General features: G+C 68.2%; 15 protein-coding genes. 10 read left to right on the top strand and 5 right to left on the bottom strand.

Features of this window, described 5'->3' with window-relative positions; all coding sequences use genetic code 11:
- The first annotated feature begins 93 nt into the window (after window positions 1–93).
- From EAS64_RS24715 to EAS64_RS24680, 8 genes are all read left to right on the top strand, one after another.
- Window positions 94–1392 carry an amidohydrolase family protein gene (locus EAS64_RS24715; protein WP_222849549.1) on the top strand — a complete coding sequence of 433 codons (1299 nt, stop codon included), beginning with the start codon at window positions 94–96 and terminating at the stop codon, window positions 1390–1392.
- Window positions 1393–1409: 17 nt separating this feature from the next.
- A complete protein-coding gene (locus tag EAS64_RS24710) occupies window positions 1410–2108 on the top strand; it encodes a GntR family transcriptional regulator (RefSeq protein ID WP_145856469.1) in 699 nt (232 codons plus the stop codon).
- Entirely contained in the window at window positions 2105–3562 is a 1458-nt protein-coding gene (locus tag EAS64_RS24705; protein ID WP_145856467.1) for a GMC family oxidoreductase, read from the top strand. The genes EAS64_RS24710 and EAS64_RS24705 overlap by 4 nt, the downstream gene beginning before the upstream one ends.
- Before the next feature lie 232 nt (window positions 3563–3794).
- The gene (locus tag EAS64_RS24700; RefSeq protein WP_145856465.1) at window positions 3795–4619 is read left to right on the top strand and encodes an ABC transporter ATP-binding protein; all 825 of its coding nucleotides are present in this window, start codon (window positions 3795–3797) and stop codon (window positions 4617–4619) included.
- Window positions 4616–5470: an ABC transporter permease gene (locus tag EAS64_RS24695; RefSeq protein ID WP_222849548.1), complete on the top strand. Its 855-nt coding sequence runs from the start codon at window positions 4616–4618 to the stop codon at window positions 5468–5470. Before EAS64_RS24700 ends, EAS64_RS24695 begins: the two co-directional genes overlap by 4 nt.
- Window positions 5467–6618, top strand: a complete 1152-nt coding sequence (locus EAS64_RS24690; RefSeq protein WP_145856463.1) for an ABC transporter substrate-binding protein — start codon at window positions 5467–5469, stop codon at window positions 6616–6618. Before EAS64_RS24695 ends, EAS64_RS24690 begins: the two co-directional genes overlap by 4 nt.
- Window positions 6619–6624: 6 nt before the next feature.
- Window positions 6625–7323 (top strand): thiaminase II, encoded by a 699-nt coding sequence (gene tenA, locus EAS64_RS24685; protein ID WP_145856461.1) that lies wholly within the window; start codon window positions 6625–6627, stop codon window positions 7321–7323.
- A complete protein-coding gene (locus tag EAS64_RS24680) occupies window positions 7320–8753 on the top strand; it encodes an amidohydrolase family protein (protein ID WP_145856459.1) in 1434 nt (477 codons plus the stop codon). Before tenA ends, EAS64_RS24680 begins: the two co-directional genes overlap by 4 nt.
- Window positions 8754–8817: 64 nt before the next feature.
- Here the strand turns inward: EAS64_RS24680 and EAS64_RS24675 are convergent, their stop codons facing one another.
- The 4 genes from EAS64_RS24675 to EAS64_RS24660 all read right to left on the bottom strand — a co-directional run bounded on the left by EAS64_RS24675 (window position 8818) and on the right by EAS64_RS24660 (window position 12679).
- The gene (locus EAS64_RS24675; RefSeq protein ID WP_145856457.1) at window positions 8818–8997 is read right to left on the bottom strand and encodes a hypothetical protein; all 180 of its coding nucleotides are present in this window, start codon (window positions 8995–8997) and stop codon (window positions 8818–8820) included.
- 140 nt (window positions 8998–9137) lie between these two features.
- Entirely contained in the window at window positions 9138–10112 is a 975-nt protein-coding gene (locus EAS64_RS24670; protein WP_145856455.1) for a carbohydrate ABC transporter permease, read from the bottom strand.
- A complete protein-coding gene (locus tag EAS64_RS24665) occupies window positions 10109–11188 on the bottom strand; it encodes a carbohydrate ABC transporter permease (protein WP_145856453.1) in 1080 nt (359 codons plus the stop codon). The genes EAS64_RS24670 and EAS64_RS24665 overlap by 4 nt, the downstream gene beginning before the upstream one ends.
- 126 nt (window positions 11189–11314) lie before the next feature.
- Window positions 11315–12679: an ABC transporter substrate-binding protein gene (locus EAS64_RS24660; RefSeq protein ID WP_222849547.1), complete on the bottom strand. Its 1365-nt coding sequence runs from the start codon at window positions 12677–12679 to the stop codon at window positions 11315–11317.
- A 375-nt stretch (window positions 12680–13054) separates the two neighbouring features.
- Here EAS64_RS24660 and EAS64_RS24655 point away from each other — a divergent pair, with 375 nt between their 5' ends.
- A complete protein-coding gene (locus tag EAS64_RS24655) occupies window positions 13055–14326 on the top strand; it encodes a YncE family protein (protein WP_222849546.1) in 1272 nt (423 codons plus the stop codon).
- Between the two features lie 13 nt (window positions 14327–14339).
- On the top strand, window positions 14340–14879 hold the full coding sequence (locus tag EAS64_RS24650; RefSeq protein ID WP_145856448.1) for a hypothetical protein: 540 nt from the start codon (window positions 14340–14342) through the stop codon (window positions 14877–14879).
- Between the two features lie 7 nt (window positions 14880–14886).
- On the opposite strand, the gene EAS64_RS24645 is transcribed toward EAS64_RS24650, so the two are convergent.
- A complete protein-coding gene (locus tag EAS64_RS24645; protein ID WP_145856447.1) occupies window positions 14887–15771 on the bottom strand; it encodes a LysR substrate-binding domain-containing protein in 885 nt (294 codons plus the stop codon).
- Between the last annotated feature and the right edge of the window lie 62 nt (window positions 15772–15833).

The raw sequence follows: 15833 nt of genomic DNA, 5'->3' as shown, positions 1-15833 counted from the left end.
CAAGCCAGAAATCCGCTAGAAACGTCCCACCTGTGCATTAGAGAACGCAGAAGTGCCAAGCTTGAGATCTTAGATATAGGGAGCAGCCTCGCAGTGATCGTGATCGAGAACGGCACCGTCCTGACGATGGACGACGAGCGGTCCGTCCACTTCGGCGGGCACGTGGTGATCGACGGCGACCGCATCGCTGCCGTCGGCGAGGGACGCTACGCGGGCGACACAGCCGGCGCCGAGGTCATCGACGCCGCGGGCATGATCGTCATGCCCGGGCTTGTCGACCTGCACTTCCACACGGCGATCGGCAAAGGTTACAGCGACCACCTGCCGCTGTGGGAGTACCTCGACGAGTGCTGGTACCCGCTCATCCGCAACCTGGACGCCGAGTCCGCCTACTGGGCGGCCGCCGCGTCGTATCTCGAGGGCATCAAGTCCGGCGTGACGACGGTGAACGACATGTACCGGCGGCTACCGGACCTGGGCAGGGCCGCGGTGGACATCGGCATCCGCGCGGTGCTGTCCAACGACGTGGCGCTGCCCGAGCACAACCTGGACACCCTGCAGGACAACAAGGACGCCTACGACGCCGTGCACGGCGCCGGCGACGGCCGGATCCAGGTCTACGTCGGCATCGAATGGCTGCCGCTGGCCTCACCGGAACTGCTGCGCGACGCGCGCCTGCTAGCCGACGAGCTGAACACCGGCATCCACGTGCACCTCAACGAGTCGCTCACCGAGGTCGAGGATTCGAAGAGGCGGTTCGGCCGGCGCCCGACCGAGGTCGCCTACGACGCGGGCCTGCTCGGCACGGACTGCGTCGCCGCGCACTGCGTGTGGCTGTCGGACACCGAGATCGCCCTGATGCGGGAGACCGGCACGCACATCTCGCACAACCCGTCCTCCAACGCCAAGCTCGGCAACGGCATCGCCCGCGTCCCGGAAATGCTCGCCGCCGGCATCAACGTCGGACTCGGCCACGACGCGGTGGAGTGCAACAACAGCGGCGACATGTTCGAGGTGATGAAGTTCGCCTCGCTGATGCACCGCGCCGCACGGGTGGACGCCAGCCTGCAGCAGGCGCCGGACGTGCTGACGATGGCGACGCGGAACGGCGCCGCCGCGCTCGGGCACGAGACCGGGTACCTGGCGGCGGGGCGCAAGGCCGACGTGATCCTCGTCGACACCCGCAACGTCATGTTCACCCCCCTCGCCGACCGCAACGCCGCCCAGCTCTACTCCCACCTGGTGTTCGCCGCCAACGGCTCCGCCGTCGACACCACCATCATCGACGGAAACATCGTCATGCGCGGCCGCCAGGTCACCACGCTCGACGAGGCCACCATCCTCCGCGAGGCCAACGCCGGGTTCCGGCGCGTGCTCGCGCGGATCTCCTAACCAACGGGGACGACACCATGGCACAGGAGCAGGCAGAGCTCCAGCACAGGCAGCTGAAGGATGCCGTGTACGCGCAGATCCTTGAGAGGATCGTCGACGGCACGCTGCCCGCGGGGTACGCGCTGCGCGAGGGGGAACTCGCGGCGCGCTTCGGGGTGAGCAAGACGCCGCTGCGCGACGCCCTGGTCCGGCTGCAGGCGGACGGTCTTGTCTCCATCCCGCCGTACCGCAGCGCGGTCGTCGTCGGCTACAGCCGCCAGGACCTGCGCGAGATCTACGAGGTCAGGGAGCTGCTCGAGGGCGCGTGCGCCCGCGAGGCGGCGCTGCGCATCAGCGCGGACGACCTCGCGGAACTGTCGGCGGTGATGCGGGACAGCTCAGCCTGCATCCGCGACGGGCTAGTCACCGACGGGCAAGCCGACGACCTCGCCGTGCTGATCGACCGCTTCGACACGATCATGTACCGGCAGTCCGGCAACCAGCGGATCAACGAGATGGTCGGGAACATCCGCATCCACATCCTGCGGATCGGCCGGCTCACCACACGCATCCCTGGCCGCATGGTCAAGTCGGTCGGCGAGCATCAGGCGATCTACGAGGCAATCGTGCAGCGCGACGGCGCCGCGGCCGAGGCGGCGATGCGGCGCCACATCCTGTCCGTGATGGCGGACCAGCTGGTCAACATCGGCGACGCTGTAGAGGAGGGAGCTAGGTGACGACTGTGACCGACACCCTGGTCATCGGGGGCGGCTCTGCCGGGCTGTTCGCCGCGCTGCGCGCCGCCGCGCACGGCTCGGTGATCGTCCTCGAGGCCGGCCGGGACGGGGGCGACCCGCCGCCGCACTGGGCACTGTACGAATACGCGCTGCCCGATGCGTACTACCACCGATACACCGACCTGGCCAGCGGGCAGGTGATGCCGCAGGGCCGCGGTCTCGGCGGCGGTTCCACGGTGAACTCCGCGGCGGCGCTGCGCGGCCAGCCCTGGTGCTACGACTCGTGGGGCGTGCCCGGCTGGGGCTGGGACGACGTGCTGCCCGCGCTGAACGCCATCGAGTCCGACCAGCAGTTCGGCGGCCGGCCGTATCACGGCGACGCCGGACTGATCCCGATCACCAGGCTCGCGCCAGGACCGCTCGACGAGGCCGTGTTCGCCTGGTGTGACGCCGCGGGCTACCCCGCGATCGCGGATCACAATGAGCCTGGAGCCCTCGGGCACGCCGTGTGGACCACCAACCGCCGCGACGGCGGCCGCTGGGGAACCTGGGCCGGGGTGGCGCCCGCGGCACGGGCGGCCGGGGCGGAGATCCGGCCGGACACCACGGCGACCCGGCTCATCTTCGACGGCACCCGGTGCACTGGAGCCGAGGCGACAAGCGCTGGGGAGACCGAGGTGATCACGGCCGGACGCGTCATCGTCTGCGCCGGCGCGTACGGCACGCCGGAGCTGCTGCTCCGCTCGGGCGTCGGGCCGCGGGACGTTCTTGGCGCGCTCGGCGTCGCGCCAGTGTCCGTGCTGGCAGGCGTCGGTGCCAACGTGATGGATCACCCCTGGTGCCTGCTCAACGTCGACGTCCGGGATGCCGGAATGATCGAGGCGCGCCCGGTCAGCGGTGCCCTGCTCCGCTACGAGCTTGACGACCCGGCGGCCGGCCACGTCGAGGCGGAGATCTTCCCCTGGCAGCTGCGCCCCTACGACCTGACCTCGCCGCCGACGACCATCGCGTTCACCGCGGCGCTGATGGCGCCGCGCAGCCGTGGCAGCTTCACGCTCACCCCGGACGGGCGGGAGCTGCGCGTCGGGCTGCTCACCGACGACGCGGACGCCGCGCACATGGTCACGATCGTCCGTGAGACAGCCGCCATGATCGACGGCCTGGCCAAGGACGGCGTGGTCACCGTGCCGGACGGCGCATGGTGGCAGGCCGGCGAGGACGCGGAGCTGACGGCGGCCTGCCGGAGGGTCGTCGGCACATACAACCATCACAGCGGCACCTGCCGGATGGGTGACCCCGGCGCCGCGGACACGGTCGTCGCGCCCGACCTGAGCGTGCTCGGCACCACCGGCCTGTACGTCGCGGATTCGTCGGTCCTGCCGGTGATTCCCCGGGCGAATACCAACTTGATCTCCATGGCCATTGGCTACCGGGCACCTAGCCTGGCAATCTAAGATCTCGGACCCGGCGCAACGAGATGGGGGGCGAGGTAATGCAAGCCTCCGTTCAGATCGCAAAGATGAAAATGCTTTTTCCTGGTAGTCGCCACGCAATCGCAGACAGTGAGGATGCTTGGCCGCCAGGAAACCTGGAAGTTACGCATCGGCCCCGCCGAAGAAACGACCACCCAAGAAGATTTGAGATCTCAGATCTCATCCTGTCGCCCGTCAAGAGAGGTGGGGCAGCATGACAAGCAGCGGCAGCCCGGACCGCGCCGGCGGCCGACCGGCCCCAGAAGCGCCTGCCATCTCCGAACTGGGTGCGGGCATCCAGCTCACGGACGTGGGACGAGCGTTCGGGCCGACGGTGGCCGTGCAGGGCGTGTCACTGACGGTGCCGCAGCACGGCCACCTCGCGATCATCGGCCCGAGCGGCTGCGGCAAGTCCACCCTGCTCAACCTGATCAGCGGGCTTGACGATCCGGACGAGGGCAGCATCGACGTGCTTGGCGCGACCGGCTCCGCCGACCGGCTGCGCCGGTGCGCTTGGATGCCGCAGCGCGACCTGCTGCTGCCCTGGCGCGACGTGCTCGGTAACGCCGCGCTCGCGCTTGAGAACCAGGGCATGCGGCGCAAGGCCGCGCGGATCCAGGTCTCTGGGCTTGTGGAGCGGTTCGGCCTGGGCAGTTTCGAGCGCAAGCTCCCCCATCAGCTGTCCGGCGGCATGCGGCAGCGGGTCTCCTTCCTGCGCACACTGGTGGCCGGCAAGGAGGTGCTGCTGCTCGACGAGCCATTCGGCGCGCTTGACTCGATCACCCGGGCCGACCTCCAGCAGTGGCTGCGGTCCGCGCTGCAGAGCGAGCCGCGCACCACCGTGCTCGTCACCCACGACGTCGAGGAGGCGCTGCTGCTCGGCAGCCAGGTGATCGTCATGTCGGCACGCCCCGGGCGCGTCGCCGCGCACTACGACACCGACTTCCCCGCCGGAGCGAGCCGGCGCGAACTGCTGCGGCTGCCCGAGTTCACCGAACTCCGCGACGAACTGCTCGCCCGGCTTGAGGAGGCGTCATGACACCCGCGCAGGGCAGCCCGCCGCGCACCGAACGCCAGGCGGCGGCCGAGCCCGCCACGAGGGCGGGCCGGGCGGATGCGCAGCGGGGCACGCCGGCCTGGCGGCGCATCCTGCCGCCCGCGCTGGTGCTCATCCTCGTGGCGGCCACCTGGGACCTGGTGGTCCACCTCGCGCACGTACAGGACTACATCTTCCCGTCGGTCGAGAACGTCTTCCGCAGCCTGTACAAGAACTGGTCGAGCGTGCTGGGCAGCGCCACCTGGATCACCTTCCAGGAGATGCTGTTCGGCTTCCTCATTTCGATCGCGGTCGCGGTGATCATCGCGCTGTCGCTGCACAGCTCGGCCACCCTGCGCGGCGCGATCTACCCGCTGCTCATCGGCTCGCAGGCGGTTCCGATCGTGGTGATCGGCCCGATCCTGGCGATCATCTTCGGCTACGGCATCACGCCCAAGCTCATCATCGTCGCGATCTCCTGCTTCTTCCCGATCGTGGTGAACCTGGTCGACGGGCTCGCCTCGGTCGATCCCGACCTCATCAAGGTCATGCGCACGCTCGACGGCAGCAGGCTGGCGACCCTGTTCCGGGTCGAGGTGCCGAGCGCGCTGCCGTCGTTCTTCTCCGGATTGCGGATCGCCGCGGTGTACGCGCCGATCGGCGCGGTCTTCGGTGAGTACGCCGGGTCGCAGAACGGGCTGGGCTACGTCCTCATCCAGGCCACGCCGCAGCTCAACAGCGACCTCGTCTTCGCGGCAGTGCTGCTGCTGACCGTCATGTCCATCCTGCTGTTCATGCTCCTGTCCTTCCTCGAAAAAATCTGCTGCCCGTGGGCTGGAAAGGGAAAGAAATGAGATTCTCCGCGATGACGGGCCAGCGCCCGAAGCGCCGGCGCGCGACGGCGATCGGCATGGCCTCGGCCGGGGTGGCTGCGACGCTCGCGCTCGCGGCCTGCAGCTCGTCAAGCTCCACGCCGGCCAGCTCCCCCTCGTCCAGTTCCGCACCGTCTAGTTCTGCACCGTCCGGCTCCTCGTCACCGTCCAGCTCCGCTGCAACCTCGGCCAGCGCCGTCGCGGCCAACCCCGCCAAGCCCACCGTGCTGCTCGACTGGTTCCCGAACCCGGACCATGCCTCGCTCTACCTGGCGCAGTCCGACGGCGACTTCACCAGCGCCGGACTCCAGGGCGTCACGCTGCAGGCGCCGTCGGGGAGCCAGGACGCGCTCAAGCTGGTGAGCACCGGCGCGATGCCACTCGGCATCTCCTACGAGCCGAACGTGGTCACCGCCGCCAGCCAGGGCCTCGACGTGGAGGCGGTGGCCGCCCTCATCCCCACGCCGCTGAACACCCTGCTCATCTCCAGCCAGTCCGGCATCAAGACCATCAAGGGCCTGGCGGGGAAGAAGATCGGCACCAACGGTGACCCGGTCGAGACCGCGACCCTCAACACGATCCTGCGGAGGAACGGCGTCAACCCGTCGTCCACCCAGCAGATCGCCGTGAGTGAGGGCCTCATCCCCGCCATGCTCAGCGGCAACGTGCAGGCGATCATCAGCGGCTACCGAAACGTCGAGGAGATCCAGCTGAAGCTGAAGGGCCAGCCGCCGGTGGCGTTCAACGTCGAGAACGAGGGCATGCCGACCTACGACGAGCTCGTCATCGTCGCGCAGAAGTCGAAGCTGGCCAGCGACCCCGGCTACGCGGCGATGGTCCGCGACTTCCTCGCCGGTCTTGCCAAGGGCGACGCGGCCGCGCAGGCCCGCTCGTCCGCGGCGATCGCCGCGCTCAAGCCGGTCGTCGGCGCGGGCGGTTACACCGACGCGGACATCAACGCGATGGTCCCGGTCACCGTGGCCGACTACAAGAACCCGCTCGGCTTCGGCGAGATGAGCACAGCCAAGTGGCAGGCGTACGCCGACTGGATGCTGGCCAACAAGCTCATCACCAAGGCGGTCACCGCGTCCGACGCGGAGACCGACGCGTTCCTGCCCGGAAAGGGGTAACAGGCCATGACCCAGGCCGCCGACGCTCCCCCCGGCGCTCGCCCTGGCTGGACCGGACAGCTGTGGGCGGAGATCGAGCCGGTCTACGACGCAATCCTGACCCACCCGTTCATCAAGGGGCTCACCACCGGCGAGCTGAGCACCGACAGCTTCGTGCAGTTCATCTCGCAGGACACGCACTACCTGCAGGAGTACGTGCGCGTGCTGCTCACCCTGGCGGCCAAGGCACCGGACTTCGCGGCCACCAAGATGCTGACCACGCACGCGGCGGCGGCTGCGGCGGCGGAGACCGGGCTGCACGCCGAGCTGATGACCGGGCTCGACCGCGACCCCGCCGAACTGCTGGCCTTCGACATGCGCCCGACCACCCGCGCGTACACGACTTACCTGGTGGCAACGGCGTTCAGCGGCAGCTTCGCCGACGGCCTGGCCGCGGTCATGCCATGCTTCTGGATCTACGCCGAGGTCGGCAAGCAGCTGCAGCAGGCCGGCTCGCCCAACCCGGTGTACCAGCGGTGGATCGACTCCTACGGCAGCGAGGAGTACCTGAGCGAGGTGCTGCTCGCACTCGACCTGACCGACAAGATCGGCGCGGACCTGGGCGCGGAGGATGAGGCGCGGGCGCGGCGGCACTTCGCGATGGCGGCCCGTTACGAGTGGATGTTCTGGGACGCGGCGCACCGGCTGGAATCGTGGCCGGTGTGACGGTCCCGGTCTTCGTTGTGTCAGAGAACCGGGCGCCGGTGGCGGTCGACACGATCGTCACCGGCGCCTGGGTCATCACGCTCAATCGCGGGCGGCACATCTATCGCGATGGGGCGATCGCCATCTCCGGCGGCGTGATCGTCGAGGTCGGCAAGCGGGCGGCGATCCTCGCCGCCTACCGTGCGGCCACGCTGATCGACGAGCCCGAGGCCATCGTCATCCCCGGCATGACCAACGGGCACCGTCACCTGCTGTGCTGCGCCAAGGGCGCGATGCCGGAGGGCGGCACCACCCTCCAGGCGCTGCGCCGGTTCATCTACCCCTCGTTCGCGGCGCTGACCGAGCAGGACATGCACGTCCTGGCCAGGCACGCGGCGGCGGAGATGATCCGCTTCGGCACGACGCTGTTCGAGGAGCCCGGCTGCAACCACCTGCCCGCAGTCCTCGAGGCGCTTGACGAGGCGCGCATCCGCGCCCGCATCGGGCCGTGGACCTGGGACCAGGCGGGTGCCGCCGGGCGCGCCGACCTGCCTGACTGGCTAGCGGTGGACGCGGACGCCGCGCTGGCGCGGCTGTCGGACGGCATCGAGGTGGTGCGCAAGTTCGGCAGCCCGCGGCTGCGGGACGCGGTCACTATCGAGGGCGTCGGCACCTGCTCCGACGCGCTGAACAAGGGCGCCGCCGACCTGGCGCTCGCCCACCGGAGCCTGTTCGTACTGCACAAGTCGACCAGCGAGAACGAGGTCGCCCTCGAGCTGGCGGCGTTCGGCGAGCGGCCCGTCGCCCACATGGCGTCGATCGGCGCGCTCAACGAGCGCACCCTGCTTAACCACATGACCAGCCTCGACGACTGCGACGTGCAGGCCGTCGTGGACAGCGGCGCGCGCGTCTCGCAGAACCCGACCTCCGCGCTCAAGCTAGCCAAGGGCACCACGCAGACCGGCAAGTGGAAGGCGCTCGCCGACGCCGGCGTGCCGATGGCGCTTGGCACCGACGCGGAGAACGTGTCCAACCACACCGACATCTGCCGCGCGATGCAGCTGGCCGCCCTGCTCCCCCGCGACATGCTCCGCGACCCGAACGCGGTCAGCGCTGAGCAGGCGCTCGAGATGGCGACACTCGGCGGCGCCACGGCCCTGTGCTGGGACGACGCCGTTGGCTCGCTCGAGCCGGGCAAGCAGGCCGACCTGGTGGTCTTCGACACCGACAACTTCGACCTGCGGCCGCTGCACAACCCGGTGGCCAACCTGGTCTACGGCTCCACCGGGCACAGCGTCGATACCGTGCTGATCGGCGGCGAGGTCGTACTGCGCCATGGCAAGCTCACCGGCCTGGACGAGCATGCCCTGCGGGCCGAGGTGGAGCGGATCAACCGCCGCGTCCTCGGCCAGATCGGCATCTCGCCGCTCCCCCGTTGGCCGGTCCTGTGACTGCCCTCAGCCCTTGACGCTGCCCGCGGCTTCATGGTCGACGAAGGCGAGCTGAGCGCACCGGTCACGGGCTGCCGCCCATCTGGCTGATGAGCATGTCCTTGGTAAGGCCGTACCGGTCGCCCCATATCTCGCAATCTTCAAGGGACACCGGGTCGGGCAGTTCCGCCATGGCCTTGTCGGCGGCCTCGGAGAGCCCTGCCCTGCGCAGCATGTCGGCTATTTCCTGCCTGCTGAACTGCACGAAGACAACCCCCTTGGTGAGGATGAACGGGTGCGGCTGACTCTTGACAGGTCACGAATCCCCGCTGGCGGCGAGGGCAAACGGCCCGCGCAGCCCGATCCCCACGTGCAGGATGGTCCCGGCCCCGGTCCTGACTGCCCTCAGCCCTTGACGCTGCCGGCGAGCAGCCCGCGGGTGAAGTAGCGCTGGAAGGCAAGGAACACGATCAGCGGGATGATGATCGCGAGGAACCCGGCGGGCGCAAGCAGTTCCTGGTGCGCACCAAAGTTGCCGCCCAGGTTGACGATCCGGGCCGTCACGGGCTGGCCTGAGGCATCCGAGCCGCCGAAGATCGTGGCGACGAGCAAGTCGTTCCACACCCAGAGGAACTGGAAGATCGCGAAGGACGCGATCGCCGGCCTGGCGAGCGGGAGCACGATCGACCGGTAGATCTGCAGGTAGCTCGCCCCGTCCACCCGTGCCGCCTCGATCAGGGAACTCGGCAGCTGGGCGATGAAGTTGTGCAGCAGGAACACGGCAAGCGGCAACGAGAACATCGTGTGCGAGATCCAGATCTCGGCCAGCGAGCCCTCCAGGTGCAGCCCAGGGAAGACCGTGAACGAGCCGAGGTGCGCCCCCGTGCTGTAGAAGCGCTGGAGCGGCACCAGGGCCATCTGCAACGGGACGACCTGCAGCGCGAACAGCCCGAAGAAGATGAAGTCGCTGCCGCGGAAGCGAACCCAGGCAAGCGCGTAGGCCGCCATCGAGGCGATGAAAATCGGGATGATGGTCGCCGGGATCGTGATCGCCAGCGAGTTGACCAGCGGGAGCACCTCGCCGCCGTTGGAAAACAGCACGGCGTTGTAGTTGCTCAGATCGAAGCTGGGATGCGCGAACCAGGTCCACCAGCCCGAGCCGTAGACCGCCGACTTGGTGCGCAAGGAGTTGAGGAAGAAGCCCAGTGTCGGGATCGTCCACAATATTGTCAGGATGACGACGACGAACGACGCGACCGGGCTACTGAAGGCGGACCGGATGGCCTTACGGGCCTCGCTGCCGCGCAGCACCGTGTTAACGGGCAGTTCTTGCCCGCCGGGCAGTGGGGCGTCGAGGATGGGTGGGGTTGACGAGGTCATCCGATGGCCCTTTGCCTGCGAAGCTGCCTGATGTTGTAAGCGACCAACGGTACGACGCAGGCGAAGAGGATGACGGCCAGCGCCGCCCCCCGGCCGGACTGGAACGTCACGAACAGGTCGTCGTACATCTGCCTGGCGAGAACGTCGGTGTTGAAGTCGCCGTTGGTCACGGTGCGAACAATGTCGAAGATCTTCAGCGACATGATGGTCACCGTCGTCAGGACGACGACGAGCGTGTTGCGGATCATGGGGATCTGGACCCTGATGAACAGCCGGTAGCCCGTCGCGCCGTCTACCTGCGCCGCCTCGATGACCTCGTCAGGTATGGCCTTGAGTGCCGCCGCGATGACCACCATGGCGAAACCGACTTCAATCCAGACCAAGATCGCCATGAGCAGGAACGTGTTGCCCGGCGGGGTCTGAATCCAGGCAGGCGGGTGCTTAAAGCCCAGCGACATCACGAGCTGGGAGAGCAGTCCTGTCTGGCTGCCGGGGCTGCCGTTCGGCAGGTAGACCGGCGCGTTGTAGATCAGCTCCCAGATCAGCGAGGCACCGACGAACGAGATGGCGTTCGGCATGAAGATCATCGTCTTGAAGAACGAGGTGTACTTCATCCGGTCCATCAGCAGCGCGACCAGCAGCCCGACACCCACGGTCAGCACCGGCACGATCACGATCCACAGCACCGTCCTGATGAGCGTCCCGCGGGTGTAGGGGTCGGTGAAAGCGAACGCGTAATTGGAGCCGCCGACGAACTTCGCGGTGAGCGGAACCAGCTTGCCGTTGACGAGCTGGAACTTCTGCCCGGTCGCGGCGGTGTTGGTCAGGCTCAGCCAGAACGTGTTGATGGCCGGGATGACGAGCCCGGCCATGGCGAGCACGATGGCCGGGCCGACGCAGACGACGATCGCTATGGGCCGCTGGAGGCGGCCCCTGGCCCGCTCGGCAACGAGGAAGATGATCAGCAGGATGGCGATGAATCCGCCGACGACGCCGAGGACGTCGCCCAGCTTCGTCGCAGCCTGGCCTGCGGTGCTCGCGAGAACGATGCCGGATGCATCGCCTGATGCTGTCATGTGAGAGCCCCGATTCTCGGTCGGCCGGCCAGGAAAGGCCCGCCGACATGTCTGCTGAGGGCGGTCCGCGGGCACAACTGCCGCGGACCGCCCCCGTTACTGGCGTCGGTCACCCGCCGGGTCAGATCAGCTGCTTGGCCAGGCCGCGTCGATCTGCTTGGCAATGGTGGCGACCGGCGTGTTCGGGCTGCTGAACCAGTTGACCATCGACTTCCACTCCTGGCCCGCGCCGACCGCGGCCGGCATCGCGTCGGAGGCGTCGAACGCGAAGGTCGCGGTCGGGTCGGCCAGGAACTTCGCCGACAGCTGGTCGATCGGGTCGGTGTAGAGGGCCTGGTCCACCTTCTCGTTCGCCGAGACCCAGCCCGGGGCGACCTTGATCCGGCTGTCCGCCCAGGCCGCGCTCGACAGGTAGTTCTGCACGGCCTGAGTCGCCGGGTCAGAGGAGAACGCGGTGATGAACTCGCCGCCGCCCTCAACCGGGGTGGGGATCGCCGGGTTGACCGCGGGCAGCTTGAAGGCGAAGATGTCGCCGGTCGGGCTGACCTTCGTGCCAGCCGGCCACTGCGCCTCGTAGAACGACGCCTGCTGCAGCATCGCGCACTGGTTCTTCTGGATCGGGAAGCCAGCGTTCTGGAACGTCGTGGTGGCGATCGACTGGACGCTGCCGTATCCGCCGTTGACCCACGCCGGGTTCTGCATCCAGTTGTGCACGACCGTCATCGCGTCCATGATCTGCGGGCTGTCGAACTTGATCTTGTGGGAGATCCAGTCCGCGTAGACCTTGGCGCCGTACTTGCCGAGCACGACCTCCTCAAGCCAGTCGGTGGCCGGCCAGCCGCTCGCCGTACCCGAGCTGATCCCGCCGCACCACGGCTTGGTGGTGCCGCTATTGGCGATCTTGGCGGACAGGGACATCAGGGCCGCCCACGTGGTCGGCACCTGGTAGTTGTGCGCCTTGAAGTACTTCGGCGAGTACCACACAAGCGACTTCATGTTGGCGCTCATGGGGGCGGCGTAGAACGTGCCGCCGACAGAACCGTAGTCCTTCCAGTACTGGCTCCAGTTCGCCTCGTTGGCGACCGTCTGGGCCGGCGGCTGCTTGACCGATCCGGTCAGCACCATCTGCGTGAGCAGGCCGGGCTGCGGGATGAGCGCCAGGTCCGGCGGATTGCCGCCGTTGACCTTCACCGGAAGGTCGGACTCGAACGTGTTCGAGCCGGTGTAGTTGATAGTGATGCCGGTGCACTGCTCGAACTGCGACCAGGACTTCTGCAGCGAGTTCGACTCCGGGCTGATGATGGATCCGAAGATCGTGACGGTGCCCTTGGCGCCCGCGTAGGAGCTGAACTGTGCGCAGGCGCCGGTCAGCGAGGTCCCGCTCGACGAAGTCGAAGACGGACTACCGCTCGCGCTGCTGCTGCTGCTGGTGGTGGTGCTGCTGCTGGTGGTGGTGCTGCTACCGCTGCTGCAAGCCGCGAGAGCGAGCACCGAGGCCCCGATAACGACAGCCGCGGCCGCCGATCGTTTATACATTTCCCGTCCCCATTCCGCAACTCACGCACGCGCTACCGCAGATCGTTGCCGATTCTTAACCCAACAATAAAGGTCGGCTATCGGAGGCATAGTCGACTATCGTCCCGCATGTCCGCAGTAGATATAACGTGCCGAGCAATGTCTCCGTTGTCTGAGTTTCCTACCTCTAATCACTTGCTCCCGTCAAGCCTTTAGCGGGCTCGCGCCCCTCGCGACCCTGGCCGGGCTGCATGTTTCTTCCCGCCGCCGCGGAGCTCGACGGTAGCCGGGACAGCTGCGGGGAATGATGCCACTGGTTCGTGGTCAGTGCCAGGCAGGGGGGATTGTGGCATGGGGACTGGCAGGCACGCGCGCCGACGAAGGACGCGAGCGATCGGCCTGGCTGGCCTGATCTTGGTCGTCGGCGCCCTCATCGTGGCCTTCGCGGTGGTGGCTGACAATGGCGCTTCGGCGCCGGCGACGGCGAGGCGGATCCATCCGTCTCACCGGGCGACAACGGTCGCCTCTCCCGCCCCGTCGTCGCACCCGACGGCCTCACGGTGGCCCGTCGCCAGCACGGTGGCGGATCTGTCGGTATCCCTGCCGGGAATGCCGCCGGTGGCCAGTCCGGCGAACATCTACGCGGATGATGGGGCGGGCATGCTCAGCTCCGCGGTGCGCGGCGTGCCCTACCGGATCTACGTGCCGAACAGCGGCGATTCCACCGTGACCGTCATCGACCCGAAGACCTACCGGGTGATCGGCAGCTACCAGACGGGACTCAACCCGCAGCACGTCGTGCCCGGGTACGACCTGCACACCCTGTATGCGACGAACGACCTGGGCAACAGCCTCACCCCGATTAACCCGGTCACCGGGAAGCGGGCCGGCCCCAATATCCCGGTGGCTGACCCGTACAACATGTACTTCACTCCCGACGGGCGGTACGCGATCGTGGTCGCCGAGGCCCGTCAGGAGCTGGACTTCCGCGACCCTCACACGTTCGCGCTGAAACACCGGATCGGGGTCGCCTGCGCGGGCGTGGACCACATCGACTTCGCTGCCGACGGGGCCTACCTGATCGCCACCTGCGAATTCGCCGGCCGCCTGGTCAGGATCGACCTGCACACGCTGACGGTCGACAGCTACCTCGACCTGCCGGGCTCCGCACCGCAGGACATCAAGCTTGATCCGGCGGGGCACACCTTCTACGTCGCGGACAAGAACCATGCCGGGGTGTGGATGATCAACGCCGCGACCTTCCGGGTGACCGGATTCCTGGCAACCGGCCCGGACGCGCACGGCTTGTATCCCAGCCGCGATGCCCGCGACCTCTATGTCACCAACCGGGGCAACGGCTCGATCACCGTGATCAGCTTCGCGACCAAGAAGATCGTCAGGACGTGGTGGATCCCCGGTGGCGGAAGCCCGGACATGGGCGGGGTGTCGCCGGACGGTCGCGTGCTCTGGGTGTCCGGGCGCTACAACAGCGTGGTGTACGCCATCTCCACCGCGACCGGGCACCTGCTCGCCGAGATTCCCGTCGGGCTACAGCCGCACGGGTTGTGCGTGTGGCCGCAGCCGGGGCGCTACTCCCTGGGGCACACCGGGGTCATGCGATGACGGTGGTCTTGCGATGACGGGGCCATGGCGCGGTCAGGATTACGGCCGCCGCGCGGGCACGGCAGGTTTGGCGCTGGCGGCACTGGGCCTGCTGCTGACAGGTCCGGTCGAGCCAACGGCGCCTGGGACTGGCGAGGTCGTCGCCCGGCTTGGAGCGCTCACGGTGAGCGCCACAGCACTGCGCCAGGGACCAGCCGGGACTTTCACGGCCAGCGTGCGGTTCAGCACGAGCGCGCAGCGTTCCGATCAGCTCGACGCCGCGATCGCCGTGGGCGGCGGCACGGTCGCTCTCTACCACCAGCAGGTCAGCCTGGCGGAGATCCCCGATCTGACCGGCTGCGGCGGCGACACCGCTCCGCTGCCGGTGATCGAGCACTGGCTGCATTACGGGCCGCTGGAGATCCCCGGTCAGTCCGACGGCCCAGCACCGCCCGTGGCCGCGACCCTGACGGTGCGGCTGGTCAGCTCCGTCGCCAGCACGACCCTGACGGTCACCCTGTACTTCGCGAACGGCAGCGTGCTGCCACTCAACCTCCCCGTTGACCGCACTTGACCCCGGGTTAATCGGGGTAAGCGGATGCAAACGAGGCACGCATGGCGCGCCGGAGAAGCGCGTCGAGGCTGGCGAGAGCGGGGTCCGCCCCCGTTCCCGCGCGCCGCGCGATCGCGATCTCCACCGTCGGCGCCTCGGGCAGGGCGGTTCCTCCTCGTAGGTACCGGCACGCGGGCGGGATGTTCACGGGCAGCAGGGCGCCGATGCCGATGCCTGCCGCGAGGGCGGCCTGCACCGCGTGCACGCTTGTGCTCTGGAAGGCCACGCGCCACTGGAGTCCGTGCGCGCTGAGCGCGTCGAGCATCGGCTGTCGCCAGCTGCACGGCGGTGAGAACAGCACCAGGGGAAGCGGGGTGGCTCCCGGGTCGAATGATGGCGCGCATGCCCAGCTGAGCTGGAGAGACTTGCGCCAGCGGACGGCAGACTCGGGCATGACGTCCGGGTCACCGAGAACCAGGTCGAGTTCACCCCGTTCCGCGCGCTCGCGCAGTGACGCCGCGGTGCCGACGATGACTTCCAGCTCCACCGCGGGGTGCAGCCGGGCGAAATCGGCGAGCGCCGCGGGCAGATGCGCCATCGCCAGGTCCTCGAGCAAGCCGATGCTGCGCTTGCCCGCGAACGGCGGCCCCACTTCGAGGGCGGACCTGGCCTCGTCGTGCAGCGCAAGAATCCGTTCGGCATACGCGAGGAGTTTCTCGCCGTGCGGAGTCACTCGCGTGCCGCGGGCGTCCCTGATGACCAGCCGCTCTCCGACGATCTTCTCTAGCCGCTGGATGCGCTGGCTGACCACCGGCTGCGACAGGTCAAGCGCGGTCGCGCCACGAGTGATGCTGCCCGACCTGATGGTCGCGGCGAAACTGCGCAGGTCGGTGATCTTCAAGTCATCCCGCATAGGAAAATGCTATGGCTTGTACGCAGAGATAGCAGTACCCAATGCCTCGGCACGTGCATATG

It is taken from the genome of Trebonia kvetii, assembly GCF_007827045.1.
Lineage (GTDB): Bacteria > Actinomycetota > Actinomycetes > Streptosporangiales > Streptosporangiaceae > Trebonia > Trebonia kvetii.
Note: the sequence above shows the minus strand (reverse complement) of the source record. Positions and strands in the feature narration are given on the sequence as shown.

Excerpts from the sequence above, each read along its gene's own strand:
- EAS64_RS24645 (WP_145856447.1), bottom strand. The coding sequence starts at position 15,771 with ATGCGGGATGACTTGAAGATCACCGACCTGCGCAGTTTCGCCGCGACC.
- EAS64_RS24665 (WP_145856453.1), bottom strand. The coding sequence starts at position 11,188 with ATGACAGCATCAGGCGATGCATCCGGCATCGTTCTCGCGAGCACCGCA.
- EAS64_RS24710 (WP_145856469.1), top strand. The coding sequence starts at position 1,410 with ATGGCACAGGAGCAGGCAGAGCTCCAGCACAGGCAGCTGAAGGATGCC.
- EAS64_RS24695 (WP_222849548.1), top strand. The coding sequence starts at position 4,616 with ATGACACCCGCGCAGGGCAGCCCGCCGCGCACCGAACGCCAGGCGGCG.
- EAS64_RS24690 (WP_145856463.1), top strand. The coding sequence starts at position 5,467 with ATGAGATTCTCCGCGATGACGGGCCAGCGCCCGAAGCGCCGGCGCGCG.
- EAS64_RS24650 (WP_145856448.1), top strand. The coding sequence starts at position 14,340 with ATGACGGGGCCATGGCGCGGTCAGGATTACGGCCGCCGCGCGGGCACG.
- tenA (WP_145856461.1), top strand. The coding sequence starts at position 6,625 with ATGACCCAGGCCGCCGACGCTCCCCCCGGCGCTCGCCCTGGCTGGACC.
- EAS64_RS24670 (WP_145856455.1), bottom strand. The coding sequence starts at position 10,112 with ATGACCTCGTCAACCCCACCCATCCTCGACGCCCCACTGCCCGGCGGG.
- EAS64_RS24700 (WP_145856465.1), top strand. The coding sequence starts at position 3,795 with ATGACAAGCAGCGGCAGCCCGGACCGCGCCGGCGGCCGACCGGCCCCA.
- EAS64_RS24655 (WP_222849546.1), top strand. The coding sequence starts at position 13,055 with ATGGGGACTGGCAGGCACGCGCGCCGACGAAGGACGCGAGCGATCGGC.